Annotated in this window: 17 protein-coding genes and 2 pseudogenes; 11 read left to right on the top strand and 8 right to left on the bottom strand. The window is 63.6% G+C overall.

What is annotated here, in order from left to right; all coding sequences use genetic code 11:
* Nucleotides 1-144 precede the first annotated feature (144 nt).
* Nucleotides 145-483 (bottom strand): hypothetical protein, encoded by a 339-nt coding sequence (locus CAF53_RS13055; protein WP_100238809.1) that lies wholly within the window; start codon nt 481-483, stop codon nt 145-147.
* An 81-nt stretch (nt 484-564) separates the two neighbouring features.
* Complete coding sequence (locus CAF53_RS13050; RefSeq protein ID WP_242443483.1) at nt 565-1,845, bottom strand: terminase family protein; 1,281 nt, start codon at nt 1,843-1,845, stop codon at nt 565-567.
* A gap of 100 nt (nt 1,846-1,945) precedes the next feature.
* Here CAF53_RS13050 and CAF53_RS13045 point away from each other — a divergent pair, with 100 nt between their 5' ends.
* Entirely contained in the window at nt 1,946-2,392 is a 447-nt protein-coding gene (locus tag CAF53_RS13045; protein WP_046764560.1) for an acetyltransferase, read from the top strand.
* A gap of 195 nt (nt 2,393-2,587) precedes the next feature.
* Here the strand turns inward: CAF53_RS13045 and CAF53_RS13040 are convergent, their stop codons facing one another.
* The 4 genes from CAF53_RS13040 to CAF53_RS13025 form a co-directional block, all read right to left on the bottom strand.
* Nucleotides 2,588-3,160, bottom strand: coding sequence for a hypothetical protein (locus CAF53_RS13040; protein ID WP_242443438.1), 573 nt, complete (start codon nt 3,158-3,160; stop codon nt 2,588-2,590).
* A gap of 143 nt (nt 3,161-3,303) precedes the next feature.
* Entirely contained in the window at nt 3,304-3,957 is a 654-nt protein-coding gene (locus CAF53_RS13035) for a glutathione S-transferase family protein (protein WP_347337860.1), read from the bottom strand.
* 63 nt (nt 3,958-4,020) lie between these two features.
* The gene (locus CAF53_RS13030) at nt 4,021-4,782 is read right to left on the bottom strand and encodes a hypothetical protein (protein WP_197707410.1); all 762 of its coding nucleotides are present in this window, start codon (nt 4,780-4,782) and stop codon (nt 4,021-4,023) included.
* Nucleotides 4,783-4,852: 70 nt separating this feature from the next.
* Nucleotides 4,853-5,095, bottom strand: coding sequence for a hypothetical protein (locus CAF53_RS13025; RefSeq protein ID WP_046764562.1), 243 nt, complete (start codon nt 5,093-5,095; stop codon nt 4,853-4,855).
* Between the two features lie 92 nt (nt 5,096-5,187).
* Here CAF53_RS13025 and CAF53_RS13020 point away from each other — a divergent pair, with 92 nt between their 5' ends.
* The 10 genes and pseudogenes from CAF53_RS13020 to CAF53_RS12975 all read left to right on the top strand — a co-directional run bounded on the left by CAF53_RS13020 (nt 5,188) and on the right by CAF53_RS12975 (nt 13,312).
* On the top strand, nt 5,188-5,694 hold the full coding sequence (locus tag CAF53_RS13020) for a GNAT family N-acetyltransferase (protein ID WP_100238270.1): 507 nt from the start codon (nt 5,188-5,190) through the stop codon (nt 5,692-5,694).
* Nucleotides 5,695-5,720: 26 nt separating this feature from the next.
* On the top strand, nt 5,721-6,359 hold the full coding sequence (locus CAF53_RS13015) for a YqaA family protein (RefSeq protein ID WP_046764564.1): 639 nt from the start codon (nt 5,721-5,723) through the stop codon (nt 6,357-6,359).
* 10 nt (nt 6,360-6,369) lie between these two features.
* Nucleotides 6,370-7,974 carry an apolipoprotein N-acyltransferase gene (gene lnt / locus CAF53_RS13010; protein WP_100238269.1) on the top strand — a complete coding sequence of 535 codons (1,605 nt, stop codon included), beginning with the start codon at nt 6,370-6,372 and terminating at the stop codon, nt 7,972-7,974.
* A gap of 58 nt (nt 7,975-8,032) precedes the next feature.
* Nucleotides 8,033-9,241: a methionine adenosyltransferase gene (gene metK / locus CAF53_RS13005; RefSeq protein ID WP_046764566.1), complete on the top strand. Its 1,209-nt coding sequence runs from the start codon at nt 8,033-8,035 to the stop codon at nt 9,239-9,241.
* Nucleotides 9,242-9,260: 19 nt separating this feature from the next.
* On the top strand, nt 9,261-9,758 hold the full coding sequence (locus CAF53_RS13000) for a hypothetical protein (RefSeq protein ID WP_046764900.1): 498 nt from the start codon (nt 9,261-9,263) through the stop codon (nt 9,756-9,758).
* 141 nt (nt 9,759-9,899) lie between these two features.
* Entirely contained in the window at nt 9,900-10,118 is a 219-nt protein-coding gene (locus CAF53_RS12995) for a hypothetical protein (protein WP_046764567.1), read from the top strand.
* Nucleotides 10,119-10,361: 243 nt separating this feature from the next.
* A complete protein-coding gene (gene trmB, locus CAF53_RS12990; RefSeq protein ID WP_100238268.1) occupies nt 10,362-11,057 on the top strand; it encodes a tRNA (guanosine(46)-N7)-methyltransferase TrmB in 696 nt (231 codons plus the stop codon).
* Between the two features lie 64 nt (nt 11,058-11,121).
* A pseudogene (locus CAF53_RS12985) lies at nt 11,122-11,412 on the top strand (hypothetical protein); the annotation flags it as partial.
* A 70-nt stretch (nt 11,413-11,482) separates the two neighbouring features.
* Nucleotides 11,483-12,432: pseudogene (locus tag CAF53_RS12980) on the top strand (acyl-CoA dehydrogenase); the annotation flags it as partial.
* Between the two features lie 166 nt (nt 12,433-12,598).
* Nucleotides 12,599-13,312, top strand: a complete 714-nt coding sequence (locus CAF53_RS12975; protein WP_157801262.1) for a 2-oxo acid dehydrogenase subunit E2 — start codon at nt 12,599-12,601, stop codon at nt 13,310-13,312.
* 369 nt (nt 13,313-13,681) lie between these two features.
* Here CAF53_RS12975 and CAF53_RS12970 read toward each other — a convergent pair whose 3' ends face one another.
* Together CAF53_RS12970 and CAF53_RS12965 are read right to left on the bottom strand one after the other, a co-directional pair.
* Nucleotides 13,682-14,566, bottom strand: a complete 885-nt coding sequence (locus tag CAF53_RS12970; protein WP_100238266.1) for an acyl-CoA thioesterase domain-containing protein — start codon at nt 14,564-14,566, stop codon at nt 13,682-13,684.
* The gene (locus tag CAF53_RS12965) at nt 14,544-16,124 is read right to left on the bottom strand and encodes a 3-hydroxyacyl-CoA dehydrogenase NAD-binding domain-containing protein (RefSeq protein WP_100238265.1); all 1,581 of its coding nucleotides are present in this window, start codon (nt 16,122-16,124) and stop codon (nt 14,544-14,546) included. The genes CAF53_RS12970 and CAF53_RS12965 overlap by 23 nt, the downstream gene beginning before the upstream one ends.
* Nucleotides 16,125-16,131: the final 7 nt, after the last annotated feature.

Genomic DNA, 16,131 nt, shown 5'->3' with positions numbered 1-16,131 from the left:
TTCAGGGGAGAGAATAGTGAAACCTGGCAACACGCGACCTGACGAAAGCGGGAGAGGGGGCAGCCCTCACCATGATGCTATTCCTGCCCAGGCAGGAATCCGTACCGCCGCCGCCTCTACGCCCAAGCGCGCAGGAACCGCTCCTCAGGGATTGCGCTTCAACACGCGGTCGCAGGCATCGCCACCGGCCTGCCCCTTGCCGATCAGATTCCCCGCCACGGCCCCCGCCGCTCCCGCCAGCAGCGTCTCGCCGACACTTCCGCCCGCGATCACTCCCGCGCCCGCACCGCCGGCAGCGCCGATCACCGTTCCCTTGCGCGCATCCTTCTTCCGCTTGAGCAGGCAATAGCGCACATCGTCCCGGTCGCCCGGTGCGGCACGCGCCACCCGCGCCCTGTCCTTGCTCGACAATGTCACCGCCACCGCAGGTTCGACCATCAAGGTCAGCGCCGCCAGACCGGCCGCCCATTTCGCGATCTTCATGAAAAAGCCTCCTGCCATATGCATGACCAAACCAACGCCGGAACCGCCGATTTTGTTTCGCACCCGTTCGAAGTCCGTCCTTCACACGGCCCGCACCCGCGCCTCGCCCCGCCGCCCCAGCATCACCTCGCTCAAGGCCCATACCAGCGCATCCGCCCGATCCGGCGAGCGTCCCGGCCCGACATAGCCGCCCCCCGTCACCAACCCGCACATCTCGTCCTCCAGCGCCCAGAAGGCGCCCCGATGCGCCACCCGCCCCGCCTCATAGAGCGCGGCCACAGGCTCCGCCCTCGCCACCTTCCCCCGGCTCGCATGCACCAGCCGCACCGGAAGCCCGGCCTCCGCCGCGCGCAGCACACTCTCCACCATCGCCCCGCCATTATTCGCCTCGGCCACCACCCGGTCGGCGCCATGCAGCAGCGCCGCCGCCGCCACTGCCCGCGCCCATCCCTCCGGCGTCGCCCCCTCCACGCTGGCATCGGCCATCACATAGGCCCGTCCATCGTCGCCCAACCCGGCCACGACGATGCCGCAGGCATCGCCATGCGCGGAAGCCGGCGGATCGACCGCCACCACCACCCGCACCAAAGCCGCGCGCACATGCCCCACCCGGCAGCGTTCCAGCAGGTCCCGGCTCCACAGGGCGCCCTCGACCTCCGCGATCAACTCGCCCTCCAGTTCCTGCCGTCCCAGCCGCGTGCCGCCATAGCTGCGCTCCATCGCCTCGACGAAGCCCTCGGCCAGATATGCGGCATTGTCCGCCGTCCGCCCCCGCGTCACCACGACATCGTCACCGTCCCGCTCCACCAGGCCGCGCACCAGCGGCACGGGCCGCGGCGTCGTCGTCGCCAGCACGCGCGGCGCATCGCCCAATCGCATCCCCATCATCAGATTGTCCCAGGCCGCCTGTCCGCCCGCCCATTTCGCGATCTCGTCGGCCCAGCCATGGCTGAACTGCGGCCCGCGCAAGCTTTCCGGCTCCGTCGCCCCGAACAAAGTCGCCACCGCCCCATTGGGCCAGACCAGCTTGCGCAGCGCAGGCGCGAACACCGGCCGGTTCCACCAGGGCGCGATGGCCAGCAGCCCCGAAGCCCCCTCCACCATCACCGCCCGCGCCTCGCCCAGCGTCGCCCCGACCAGCGCGATCCGCGCCCCGGGATCGCGCTCCGCCACCGCCCGCACCCATTCGGCGCCCGCGCGGGTCTTGCCGAAACCGCGCCCCGCCATCATCAACCAGATGCGCCAATCCCCCTCCGGCGCCAATTGCTCCGGCCGCGCCAGCCAGGTCCAGTCATGCGCCAGGGCGTCCGCCGCCGCACCGTTCAGCCCTGCCAGCACCCGCTCGCGCGCCTTGTCCGGCATCCGCGCCAGCCGCTCGAAATCCGACAGCCGCCCCATGCCATCCGTCCTTTCATCTTGTTTTCGTGCAGGGAAATTTGGCCGACCGGCCCTGTGCCCCTATATGCCCGTCATGAGTTCGATCCGCCCCGCCCGCGCCGCCGACGGCGCCCGCCTGCTCGACATCTGGCGCAAGGCCGTCGACGCCACCCATGATTTCCTGGCCCCCGCCGACCGCAGCGCGATCGATGCGGAAGTCGCGGCCTTCCTGCCCCAGGCCCCCGCATGGCTCGCCACCGACCCGGACGATCGCGCCATCGGCTTCATGCTGATCGACGGCACGCATATGGATGCGCTGTTCATCGATCCCGACTGGCATGGCCAGGGTGTGGGCCGGCGGCTCGTCGAACATGCCCTGTCCCTGCATCCCACGCTCACCACCGACGTCAACGAACAGAACCGGCGGGCGATGGCCTTCTACGAAGCGATGAACTTCGCCCGCACCGGCCGCTCGGACCGGGACGGCCAGGGCCGCCCCTATCCCCTCATCCACCTCCGCTACGCCCCCTGACCGCTCCTGCCCAACGACGTCGCTAAATCCCCTCTCCCACCGGGAGAGGGAGCCAGCCGCGCGCGGCGCGGCGGAAGGGTGAGGGGAAGGGTGAAGGGGAAACGGCCCGTTATCACTCGCCCTCCCCTCCCACCGGGAAAGGAGGATGCCCACCATCCACTCTTTCCCTGTTCGAGAGCCCGAAATCCGACCTACCTACCCCTTACTCCGCTTGCGCACCCGCTCCAGCGCCAGCCGCAACCGCGCCACGGCATCCTCGCCATCCGGCCGCTCGACGCCTTCCTCTCGCCGCGCCTCCGCCACTTCCTGCCGATGCGCCCTGAACAGGAGCGCCTGGATCATATGCGGATGCCCGCGCCGGATCTTCCGGCTCTTCACCGCGCCCTCGCCGTCCAGCACGATCTCCTCCTGCTCCGTGCCGAACAGCGCCTGCCGCAGCATCAGCGCCGTCAATTCCTCATGCCCGATGCTCAGCGCCTGCTTCCACGCCATCGCAAAGCCCGGATCGCGCCGCTTCAGATAATAGACGGTCGACAGGTTCCGCCCCACGGCCCGCGCCGCCTCGCTGACATTGCAGGTCAACGCCAGCGTCTCCAGAAACTTCGCCCGCAATTCCGGTGTCCAGCCATTGCTACGCATCGCCCGCACCTGCGGCCCGCTCCCCTCGCCGCCCAACTGGCTGTTCGCCAGCACCAGCACCCGGTCGGGCGCCTTCGCCCGCCCGCCGAAGCGCTGCCTCCCGCGCCCTTCCTTCACCTCATCCACCATGCCCATCCCCCGCGCCCAAGCCAAAGGGGCCGGCCCAACCGGACCAGCCCCTTCGCAACGCCTCCTCGGCGACTCACATTTTCCCAATGTCGTCCCATCTGCCAGAACAGCGTGACGATGTCAAGATAAATGTTCCATATGGGTTAATTCATGCGGCGGCCATGCGCTCGATCGCCTTGGCTTCGGCCGCCAGCACCACGGCAAAGCTCGGCCGCTCCCGCATCTGCTGCAACCAGGCCCTGGTCCGGGGCCAGCCCCCCCTCCTTCAACACCGCGCTACAATAACAGATGTTGATCAACGGACAGGCCACGGCAATATCCGCCAGCGTAAAGCGATCCTCGACCAGAAAGCCGCTCTGCGGCAGGATATTTTCCAGATAATCGTAAAGCCCCGGCAGGGTCTTCACCTCCGCCGCATCGGCCGCTGCCAGATCCTGCACCACTCCCAGCAGGGGCGCGACCATCCGGTTGAAGAATATCGGCATCCCCGTTGCCTGGACGATGGTATCGGCAAACTCCTCATACCAGATCGTCCGCGCCCGCGCCTTCGCCTCGGTCGGGATCAGGTTCGGCTCCGGATGCAGCGTATCCAGATAGGTTATGATCGCGGTCGAGTCGCTGATCCGGAAATCCCCATCCTCGAACGCCGGCATCTTGCCGAAGGGCGACGCCCGCGCAAAGGCGTCCCCGCCCTGCCCGAAGCCGCCCGGCCGCAAATCCAGCTCGAGGCCCTTTTCCGCCGCGAACACAAGCACCTTGCGCACGAAAGGCGAAGGACGCGCTCCATAAAGGATCATGATGCTACCGCTCCTGATGATGAGGGCCGATCATGCCCCCCCGCTGTCAAAAGGCAAAGGAAATCATCGCCCGCTGTCGCCCGACCCGGCCACCGCCTGCGTATAGTCGATCCGGATACGCACCCAGCTTCCGACCATCACCTTGCCGTTGACGCGCGGCGGCAGCACCAGGAACTGCCACGCGGCCAGCCGCACCGCCCGCGCAAAGCCCGACCCCATGGGCGATTCCCCCAGCGCCTGGCAGTTTTCGACATGATAATGGTCGACCGTCTTGCACGCGACCAGTCCCCAGCCCCGGGGCGGCGCATTGCCCGGCAGATAGCTTGCCAGTTCCACATGGGTGGGCCGCCGATACCATTCGGCCTCGTACAATTGCACCCCGCCCGGCCCTTCGCCCGGCCCGGCCACCGCCGCACTGTTCCCCTGACCCGACGACCCGTCCTCCGCGCCCTTCTTCGGCATCTTCCCGATATCCGCCGACGCCATCTGCTGGCTGTCGATCACCAGGAAGGGCAAGGGCGAAGGCTGCTGCTCCGTCGGCTTCACCACCGGCCGGTCCCGCTTCACCACGGGCTGCACCTGCCGCTGCGCTGATTTCTCCTGCCGCTTCTTCTCGCTTTTCTCGGCCTTCGACTGCGCCTTCTCCGCCTTTTGCGCGGGCGCCATCTCGAAGGTCACCGGATTGCGGAAGTCGGGCAGCTTCACCACGGGCTTGGGCGCCAGCGTCAGCAAAGCCAGCAGCAATAGGCCGTTGAACAGCAGCGCGAACAGCAAGCCGCCACCGCGCTCACGCCATTTGGAAGGGGATGAAAAGGTCAGTTTCACTCGATGGCGCCGGGGGTATCTGCCTGAGGGGTCATGCCCAGACGGCGCCGTTCCGTCAACGCCGTCCTCCTCAGCAGATATCCTCTTCCCGCACGACTGGTCGACTTTCCCGCGTCGCCCGCATCCGGCTGGCCTTGTCCTGCGGATCGGACGTCAGCACGACATGATCCTCATGCACCTCCAGCAGCACCCCGGCAAAGGGCATGCCCTCCAGGCTACCCGTCACCCTGTAGCTCACCGAATCGCCGACCTTGAACGTCGCGGGATCGGTGTTGAATTCGAAGGGGCAACCGCCCTCACCCATGCCAAGCATCATTTTCTCCTTTACCCGGAACCTAGCCGCCGCCGCTCCCGCTGATCAAGCGGGCTGTCGCAACGATCACAGCCGCGCTAAACAGCCGCGCCATGGACATCCGCCTTGCCACCGCCGCCGACCTCCCCTGCCTCCATCGCGTGATCGAGCGCGCCTATCGCGGTGAGGCCGCCAGCGAAAGCTGGGCCGTCGAATCCCCCCCGCCCACCAGCCCCCGCACCAGCATCCCCGCGCTGGAGGCGATCCTGTCCGATCCCGCCGAACGCCTGCTGGTCGCGCTGGAAGAGGACGGCGCGCCGATCGGCTGCGTCCAGATTTCCGACCTCGGCCAGGGCCGCGCCTATCTCGGCCTGCTCTGCATCGATCCCGGCCTCCAGTCGGGGGGACTCGGCCACGAACTGCTTGCCGCCGCCGAACGGCTCGCGGTTTCAGCCTTCGAAACCCACCAGATGGAAATGACCGTCATCACCACCCATGACCGCCTGATCGCCTATTATCAGCGCCGCGGCTACGAACCGACCGGCGAACGCCGCCCCTACCCGGTGCCGCTCGACCCGCCTTATGAAATGCTCGTGCTGGCAAAAGCGCTGGCGGCCTGAAACCTCTTGGTCTAGGGGTCTGGCCGATGCTTACGAAGCTGTACCAATGGACGCTGGCGAAAGCCGCCCACGCCCACGCCGAACGCTGGCTTTTCGCCATCAGTTTCATGGAATCCAGCTTCTTCCCGATCCCGCCGCACCCGCTGCTGGGCCTGATGTGCCTCGCCCGCCCGGAACGCGCGATCCGCTTCGGCCTTATCTGCACCATCGCATCGGTGCTGGGCGGCCTGTTCGGCTATGCCATCGGCCATTTCGTCTATGAGGCGGTCGGCCAGCAAATCCTGCACGCGCTCGGCCTCGCCGCCAAATTCCCCGTCGCCGCCTGCTATCTGCGCGATTACGGGGCGGAGATCATCCTGATCAAGGGCGCAACGCCCATCCCCTTCAAGCTGATCACCATCACCGCGGGCTTCATCGGCCTGTCGCTCTTCACCTTCCTCTGGGCCAGCATCCTCTCCCGCGCCTTCCAGTTCATGCTCGTGGGCTTCCTGTTCTGGAAATTCGGCCGTCCGATCAAGGCATTCATCGAGAAATATCTCGGCCTCCTCTCCGCCGCTTTCCTGGTCCTGGTGGTCGGCGGCTTCATCGCGGCTTCGGCCCTGACGGGCGGCAGCGGCGACAAGAACGACAAGTGCAGCCACGCCACCATGGCCACCCTGCGCTGACCCGCAGCCCATGAAGCATATCCCGGCCCGCTTCCCGAAGCTCACCGCGCTGCTCGCCGGATTCCTCGCGGCCACGGGTTTCGAGCCGCTCAAGCTCTGGCCCGTCACCCTCGCCTGCTTCGCGCTGCTGATCGTGCTGATCGAACAGGCCCCCAGTCGCCGCAGCGCCTTCTCACGCGGCTGGCTGTTCGGCGTCGGCCATTTCACCCTGGGCCTCAACTGGATCGCCCACGCCTTCACCTTCCAGGATTCCATGCCGCACTGGTTCGGCTATGGCGCGGTGGTCCTGCTGTCCCTCTACCTCGCGGTCTATCCGGGCCTGGCGACTCTCATGACCTGGTGGTTAGGAAACCACGTGTTCCTGCGCAGGCAGGAACCCAGTCCCGCCGTCAGCACTGGACTCCTGCCGACGCAGGAGTACGGCAAACTGCCCCTCATCCTCCTCTTCGCCGCGACATGGCTCGCCGCCGAATATCTCCGCGCCACCGCCTTCACCGGCTTCGCGTGGAACCCGTTGGGCGTCACGCTGCTGCCCACCGGCATCGCCATAGCCTCGACCCTGATCGGTACCTATGGCGTCGGCGCGCTCGTCATATTGGCCTCCGGCGCGCTCCTCGTCACAATCCGCCGCCAGTTCAAACCCGCCGCCGCCATAGCCGCGCCACTCTGCGCCCTTGCCCTCTGGAGCCTTCTTTCCCCTGCTCCGACCACCCCGCCGGGCGCGCCCCGCATCCGCATAGTGCAGCCCAATATCGGCCAGGACGAGAAATATTCCCCCGAACTCGAACAGGCGCATTTCCAGACCCTCGCCACCCTTTCCGGCACGCCTCGCCCGGCCCCGCGCCTGATCTTCTGGCCCGAAGCCGCCATTCCAGCCTATCTCGATCTGGAACCGGAATGGCGCGCGCGCCTCGCGGCACTGCTCGGTCCCGGCGATCTGCTGATGACCGGCGCAACCAAGGTCTATTTCAGGCCCATCGAGAAGAACGGCGTCCTCGAAAACACCCTCGCCGGCGCCAACAACAGCCTGTTCATCGTCGACCCCGGCGCGCGCCTGCTCGGCCGCTACGACAAGTCGCACCTCGTCCCCTATGGCGAATATCTCCCCATGCGCGAGCTTCTCCAGCCGCTCGGCCTGTCCCGACTCGTCCCCGGCGCCGTCGATTTCTGGCCCGGCCCCGGCCCGCAAAGCCTGCTCCTGCCCGCCACCCTCGGCCGTCCACAGCTCAAGATGGGCGTGCAAATCTGCTACGAGATCATCTTCTCCGGCCAGGTGGTGGACGAAGCCAACCGCCCCGACTTCCTCTTCAACCCCTCGAACGACGCTTGGTTCGGCAGTTGGGGCCCGGTCCAGCACCTCGCCCAAGCCCGCCTCCGCGCGCTGGAGGAAGGCATACCCATCATCCGCTCGACTCCCACCGGCGTCTCGGCGGTGGTCGACGCCCGCGGCCATATCCTCAGCCACATCGGCCATCATCGCGCCGGTTTCCTCGACACCGCACTCCCTCCCGCCCTGCCGCCGACGCTCTTCGCCCGCCTTGGCAACTGGGCGCCCTTCGCCTTCATGCTGGCCCTCATCGCACTGGCCATTGCCACCCGCAGAACGACCCGCTAATAGCCACATAAACTTTTCTTTATGTCGCTTGTCCGCACAGCGTGCTAACGGGAGTCCCATGCGCAACAACTATCTCTTCACCTCGGAATCCGTCTCCGAAGGCCATCCCGACAAGGTCGCCGACCAGATTTCCGACGCGATCGTCGACCTGTTCCTGTCGAAGGACCCCGAAGCCCGCATCGCCTGCGAAACGCTGACCACGACCCAGCTCGTGGTGCTGGCGGGCGAAATCCGCTGCAAGGGCGTTTATGAAAACGGCGCCTGGGCGCCGGGCGCGCAGGAAGAGATCGAGCGTACGGTCCGCGAAACGGTGAAGCGCATCGGCTATGAGCAGGACGGCTTCCACTGGGAGACTTTCCGCTTCGAAAACAACCTCCACGGCCAATCCGCGCACATCGCGCAGGGCGTCGATGCCGCGGGTAACAAGGATGAAGGCGCAGGCGACCAGGGCATCATGTTCGGCTTCGCCTGCGACGAAACCCCCGACCTCATGCCCGCCACGCTGGACTACAGCCACAAGATCCTGGCGAAGATGGCCGCCGATCGTCACAGCGGCCGCGCTCCCTTCCTGGAACCCGACGCCAAGAGCCAGGTCACGCTGCGCTTCGAAAACGGCAAGCCCGCCGCCGCCACCGCCATCGTCGTCTCGACCCAGCACGCGCCGGGCTATGACGAAGGCGCGAAGGACGCGGAACTCAAGGCTTATGTGAAAGGCGTCGTCGCGGAAATCCTGCCGGGCGAACTGCTCTCGGACGAGACCGTCTATCACATCAACCCGACCGGCAGCTTCGAGATCGGCGGCCCGGACGGCGACGCCGGCCTCACCGGCCGCAAGATCATCGTCGACACCTATGGCGGCGCCTCGCCCCATGGCGGCGGCGCCTTCAGCGGCAAGGACCCGACCAAGGTCGACCGCTCGGCGGCGTATATCACCCGCTATCTGGCAAAGAACATCGTCGCCGCCGGTCTCGCCAAGCGCTGCACGATCCAGCTCGCCTACGCCATCGGCGTATCGGAGCCGCTGTCGCTCTATGTCGACACCCACGGCACCGGCACGGTCGGCGACGACCGGATCGAGGACGCGATCAAGGGCATCAAGGAACTGGGCGGCCTCACCCCGCGCGGCATCCGCACCCATCTCGGCCTCAACAAGCCGATCTACCAGCCGTCGGCCGCCTACGGCCATTTCGGGCGCAAGCCGGAGGGCGATTTCTTCCCCTGGGAACGCACCGATCTGGTAGACAAGCTCAAGGCGGCCATCGCCTGATGCAATGATCGGGGGAATCATGGGACGGAAGCACCGCCAATCCATCGCCACTCTGGCCATGGGAGCGGCGCTCACCGCTTCCGTCCCGTCCCCCATTTTCGCGGCGCCTGCCAAGCCCGGCGACGCCGCGCTCTTCCGCGCCGCGGGTCTCAAGAATGATGGCCGCGGCTGGACCAGCGGCTGCGACGATTCCGGCCAACCGCCTTCCCCCGCCACCATCGACGAACGCCGCGATCTCAATGGCGACGGGCGCCCGGAAGCCGTCATCTCCGAATCCAGCAGCTATTGCTACGGCAATACCGGGCAAGCCTTCTGGCTGCTCAGTCAGCAGGCCGACGGCAATTGGAAACTGATGGCGCACGAAACCGGAATCCCCGAATTCCTCGCCGCCAAAGGCCCCGGCGGCTGGCCCGACCTGTCGGTCGGCGGCCCCGGTTTCTGCTTTCCCGTCCTGCGCTGGAACGGTCGCAGCTACGCCTTCCACCATCGCGCCTATGAAGGAAAGCCCTGCCGCTAGACCTCTGCCGCTGCCCCATCACCATGACGGCTAAATGAAGAAAAGTTCATTAGGTCCAGGCCGCAAATCCGCTCATAAGCGGCGTGTCGGGCCCGCACCCCTGTCGGGCCCGGCAACTCCCTCTCAGGAAAGGGACATGCGATGATCGGAAAATCCTTCACCGGGACGCCTTTCACCAGGACTCTGGCCTCCGCCTTCCTCGGCCTGGTCCTCGTAGCAGGCAGCGCCGCTCCCGCGCTCGCCGCGCCCTGCAAGGACGCCAAGGGCAAATTCATCAAATGTCCGCCCAAACCGGCCAAGCCCGCCCCCAAAAAGGGGCCGTGCCGGGACGCCAAGGGTAAGTTCATCAAGTGCAAATGAGCTGACGCCAGTCCGGTTCGAAAGGCCCGCTCCCCTGGCCTGACAAACCAGGCGCGGCGCAGCCATCCCCCCTTCCGGAACGCCATGTTCCGGAACAGCCCCCATCGCCGCCAGCCCCGGCGATGCGGGTTCCCCGCCTCCTGTCCCCGATCAATCTCCTCAACACCGGGGACAGGAGGCGCCCCTTTCGTCCTGCCTTCTTCCGGCTTGCCCCCATGGCCTCCGCCCGCTATCGGCGCGCGCATGACAGCGCATAAATCCGGCGATCCCACCACGCTCAACCGCCTTTACGGCCGTCAGTCCGGACCCAGGCTCCGCAAGGGTCAACAGGAACTGGTCGACACGCTGCTCCCTGCCCTTTCCGTCCCCGAAGAAGGCGAAGTGACCGCCGCCAATCTGTTCGGTTACGATCGCCCGCTGCATTTCGAGATCGGCTTTGGCGGCGGCGAGCATCTCGCCTATCGCGCCGACCTGCTGCCCGATCATGGCTTCATCGGCTGCGAACCCTTTTTGAACGGCGTCGTCCAGGCCCTCGGCCATGTCCGCGACCAGGCGCTGGGCAATGTCCGCCTTCACATGGGCGACGCGCTTCAGGTGCTGGACCGCATTCCCGACGGCGCGCTGAGCTTCGTCTACCTCCTCCACCCCGATCCCTGGCCCAAGGCCCGCCACGCCAAGCGCCGCATGATGAACCCGGGCCCGGTGGCCATGATCGCGAGGAAGCTCAAGCCCGGCGGCGAATTCCGCTTCGGCACGGATCACCCGGTCTATCTGCGCTGGGCGCTGATGGTGATGAACGGCCACCCCGACTTCGAATGGCTGGCGAACTCCCCCACCGATTTCCAGACCCGCCCCGGCGGCTGGCCCGAAACACGCTATGAGGCCAAGGCCCGCCGCATCGGCCACGAAGTGTGGTACATGAAATATCGGCGTAAATAAGGATAAGATAGCGTAGATTTTTCGTATCTTTATCAGATTGTTATAGGCATTTACCTACGTTATCATGCGCTATCGCTTTCGCTACGGTGATTGCAAAGTGATTATAAAATCACGGTCCAAAGTGACGTATGGCAACCGGCAAAATCACGTAGGAATCAGTCGGCCGTTTGCAGGCCGTTCATCGGCTTCATTTCGGTGGGACGATGACCTGAAGGGCTTCGGCGTGAGGACGTCCACGTCGGGATTGAAGACCTATATCTTTCAATATCGGATGGGCGGACGCGAGGCGAAGACCAAGCGCTACACTATTGGTCGCCACGGATCGCCATGGACGGCTCCCACTGCTCGCATGGAAGCGGTGCGGATCCTCACCATGGGGCGTCAGCGCACCAATCCCGTTTATGCGGATAAAGAAAGGCGGCGGGAGCCGTGCCTGGATCGCCACCGGCTCGCTCGGCGCGCGATCGGAGATCGCTGGCGAGTTGATATCCAACGCGGGCACGGAAGAGCAGAAGAGGCTGTGGTTGCCCAAAATAGCATCGGGCGAATACTTGACGACCGCCGTCTTTACCGAGTCGGATACCGGTTCCGACTTGGGCAGCCTGCGCACATCCGCGGTCAAGGGCGAAGACGGCGAATGGCAGGTAACCGGTGGGAAGTCCTGGATCACGCATGGCGCGCGCAGTGACCTCATGACAATTCTGGTTCGGACCGATCCCTCCACACGCTCCTATGACGGGCTTTCCATATTGCTGGCGCCGAAACCGCGGGGGGACCGAGCAGGATCCCTTTCCTGCCGAAGGTATGAGCGGAGGCGAAATCGAGGTCCTCGGTTACCGTGGCATGCGTGAATATGAAATCGGCTTCGACGCGTTCGTGGTCGATCGAGGAGGGTTGCTGGGGGACGAAGAAGGCAAGGGCTTCAAACGGCCTGATGCGGACCTTCGAAGGCGCTCGCATCCAGACGGCGGCGCGGGCGATCGGCGTCGCCCGCCGCGCGCTGGAACTGGGGCTCAGCTATGCCCTGGAACGCAAGCAGTTCGGCAAGCCCATTGCCAAATTTCCGCGCGTTGGCGACAAGATCGCGATCATGGCGTCGGAAACCCTGCTCGCGCGCGAGATGACCTATGGGGCGGCGCGAAGGAAGGACCTGGGGGAACGCTGCGACATCGAAGCCGGCATGGCGAAGCTGATCGCCGCGCGGGTCACCTGGTCCGCAGCCGATGCAACGGTTCAGATCCACGGAGGCAATGGTTATGCCCTCGAATATGAAGCGAGCCGCATTCTCTGTGATGCGCGTATCCTCAATGTGTTCGAAGGCGCAGCGGAAATACAGGCGCATGTGGTCGCACGGGGACTGCTCGCCCGCCAATAGGTCTCGGGCGCCAATCAATGATGGCGGCTGGGCAGCGAGCGCACAGGAGAGATGTGCCCGACCGGATCCCTTGAGGCCTGTCGAAACGAAAGGTCAGGAATGTCAGTCGAAGTCCAGGTGCCCATATTGGGTGAATCCGTTGTTGAAGCCACGGTCACCGGCTGGAGTGCCGCGTACGCGCGCCGCGATCCGAACGGCAAGCCGCCAGGAAGCACGCATTCCGCTCAGCAGCTTACGGAAGACCAAAGCGGATCGGCTCAAGCTGGCGCAAAACGGTGCCGCAATCCTCACGACTTTCAACGACATCGACATGACTGCGCTGGTCGCGCTGCAACACACCCACGGGCAGGCGTTCGAGAAACATCACGGCATCCGCCTGCGCTTCATGCCTTTCCTCGTGAAGGCGGCGACCATCGCGCTTGAGGAGGCGCCTCTGCTCAATGCGGAAGTGGACGGAACAGATATCGTCCATAAGCACCATTATGATATAGGGGTCACGATCGACACCGGCCGAGAGCAAATCGTTCCCATCCTGCGCGATGCGGACAGGCTTTCGATCACCGAGATCGAGCAGCGAATTGCCGCATTCCTTGCGGCGGCGGATGAGGGGACCCTTACCCTCGGGGATCTTGTCGGCGGAACCTTCTCCATCTCCGATCAGAGCGCTTATGGCGCGCTCCTGTCGGTCCCGATCCTTAATTTTCCCCAGTCGGCGATCCTTGGACTTCACAAAATCACTGAAACGCCCGCAGTGATCAAGGGGCGCATCGAAATACGGCCAAGTATGTATGCGGCGCTATCTTACGATCATCGGATAATTGATGGCAAGGAAGCGATTAATTTCTCGGCCAGAGTTAAGCAGCTTATCGAGGACCCGTAGCGCTTCATTTTGGAGTAATTCAATAATAATAAGCCATATTATATTTTTCGAATACCACTAAATTTATCTCTGGCGATATAAATTCTCGAACAAAATCCAAACTATCAACTTGTTTTCGTTAAACACTTCGGAAATTGCGCTGGATTTTAATATAGATTTCGAGCGATATTGAGCCCCAAGGTCAGCTCTTGACTGCGGGATGTCCGATTCTCGACAATTAGCGTCACAAGAACCGTATGGCTGGTCACTACCATCGGTGCCGTTGGATCGTAAGCATAAGGACGGAAATCGTCAGTCAGCAGACGAGCGTACTGCGAATCGTTTAATTCCCTCACGCGCCAGGAATCCACTTTGTCAACGCAGCCTAGCTCACTTGATGCGTATCAGCCCCTCTTGCGTGGTACTGGCGATCAGCCTTCCGTCCAGCGAATAGAAGGATCCGAAATTCAACCCCCTGCCTCTGCCGGCCCAGGGACTATGCGACCGGTGCAAAATCCATTCGCTGACATCGAAGATATCGTGAAACCACATTGCATGGTCCAGACTGGCCCCTTGAATTTCCTCCGGCTTGACGCCGTGCGGCAAAAGCGAGGTGGAAAGCAAAGCGACATCTGACACATAGGCGAGAATGGCTTGATGAACTGTCGTCGGAGCGTTGATCGGGCATCCCAGCCGAAACCAGAATTCCGATATCGGGTCTTGAGCCGGCTGTGAAAAATACGGCAGAAGAGTGATCGGGCGAAACTCTATCGGGCTATGCTCACCCAGCATGAGCCTGACCGCGCTGGGGGCTTCTTGAATGCGTTCCCTCATGATTTCCATGTGGTCGGGCACTATGTCAGGCATGGGCACGTCAGGCATTGGTGCAAAATGGCTCAAGCCGCTTTCTTTGCGATGAAACGACGCCGTGAAGTTGAGGATAGATTGCCCATTTTGCGACGCGACCACACGACGATTGGAGAAGCTTCCGCCATCGAAATCGGAAACAACCTGAAAATCAATGGGATAATTGTCATCGCCTCCCCTCATGAAATAGGCGTGCAATGAATGGATCTGGCGCTCTTCTGAGACGGACTTTTGCGCGGCCACCAATGCCTGAGCGATAACCTGACCGCCAAATACGCGTCCCGTCGCACCAAGCCGGCGGCGACCTTTCCATCGGCCGGGACCGCTCGGCTCTACGTCGAGAAGGCGAACCAGCATTTTCACCCCCACCTCCCGGCTGGATGGCTCAAGTGATGAAGCTGCCGCCATTGTCCGCTTTCTCCTTGAGCGTCCGTGCGATGTGAAATTCGGGATCGAGCTTGTCCCGGTAGGCTTCGATACCTTCGACGATCGTCTTTGCGCTGACCATATCCGTCCAGAACATCGGCCCCCCGCGATAGGCGGGCCAGCCATAGCCGAACACCCATATGACATCGATGTCCGACGCACGCTGCGCGATACCCTGCTCCAAGATGAGCGCGCCCTGCCGCTGCCTCAGCATACGGTTGCCGATGAAACCGAAACAGACTCCGGCAACCACTGCCACCTTTTTGATCGTTTTGGCTATGCCCATAACGGTCGCAAGCACATCATCGGCCGTTTTTTCTCCGCGTACCACCTCCAAAAGTTTCATCACATTAGCGGGGGAGAAGAAATGCATGCCTACGACGTCACCCGGCCGGGAAGTGACGGCCGCGATTTCATCAACATTGAGATAGGAGGTGTTGGTGGCGAGGATGGCATCAGGCTTGGCGATCGTGTCGAGCGTGGCGAAAATCTGCTTCTTGATCTCCATCTGCTCGAATACTGCCTCGATAATGAGATCACAGTCAGAAAGGTCGTCCATTTGAACGGTGGGCATCAGCAAGCCCATCGCATGTTCCACCGCCTCCGGCGTGATCCGCCCCCTTGCCGCAGACGCATTATAGTTTTTGCGCATAACACCGACGCCCCGCCCAAGCGCGCCTTCATTAACCTCGACGAGCGTCACCGGAATGCCCGCAGACAGGAAATTCATCGCAATGCCAACGCCCATCGTGCCCGCACCGACCACGCCTACGGAACGAACCTCACGCGGCTTGGTCTCGCGTGGAATGTCATCGATCTTTGCCGCCCTGCGCTGTGCAAAAAACATATACTGCTGCGCGGCGGCTTGCGAACCCGAGAATAGTTTTTTGAACTCTTCGGCCTCGACCTTCATTCCTTCTGCAAATGGCAGCGCGATCGCGGCCTCGATACAACGAATATTGGCACCGGGTGCATCAAAGCCTTTGAACTTTCTGGCGTTCGCCTTTTCAAAGGAATCAAAAATGGCCGGATCGGCATCCACGCTTTTCTCGCTGGCGCGAGGCAACGGGCGCGCATCCGCTAGCTCACTCGCCATGGCAATCGCTTCCCCAAGCAGCCTGCCCTCTTCGGCGAGCCGATCGATCAATCCCATTTTCTTGGCCTGGGCCGCCGTCACGGGCTGACCGAGCGCAACCATTTCCAGCGCGGCCTCTACACCTACAACGCGGGGAAGCCGTTGCGTACCGCCGGCTCCAGGTAACAGACCAAGTTGTATCTCCGGCAATCCAAGTTGCGCGGACGGCACGGCAATCCTATAGTTGCAGCCAAGCGCCACTTCACAGCCGCCACCCAGCGCCGTCCCGTGAATCGCAGCGACAACCGGCTTTTCACTGGCCTCAATCTTGTCGATAACGGGAATGAGCAGAGGATCGATAAATGGCTTACCGAACTCTGTAATGTCCGCCCCGGCAAAAAAGGTGCGGCCTTCACATATAATGACCGCAGATTTCACGTCGGGATCGGACGCCAATTCGTCCATTGATCTG

Source organism: Sphingobium sp. LB126, assembly GCF_002795205.1.
GTDB lineage: Bacteria > Pseudomonadota > Alphaproteobacteria > Sphingomonadales > Sphingomonadaceae > Sphingobium > Sphingobium chungbukense.
Note: the sequence above shows the minus strand (reverse complement) of the source record. Positions and strands in the feature narration are given on the sequence as shown.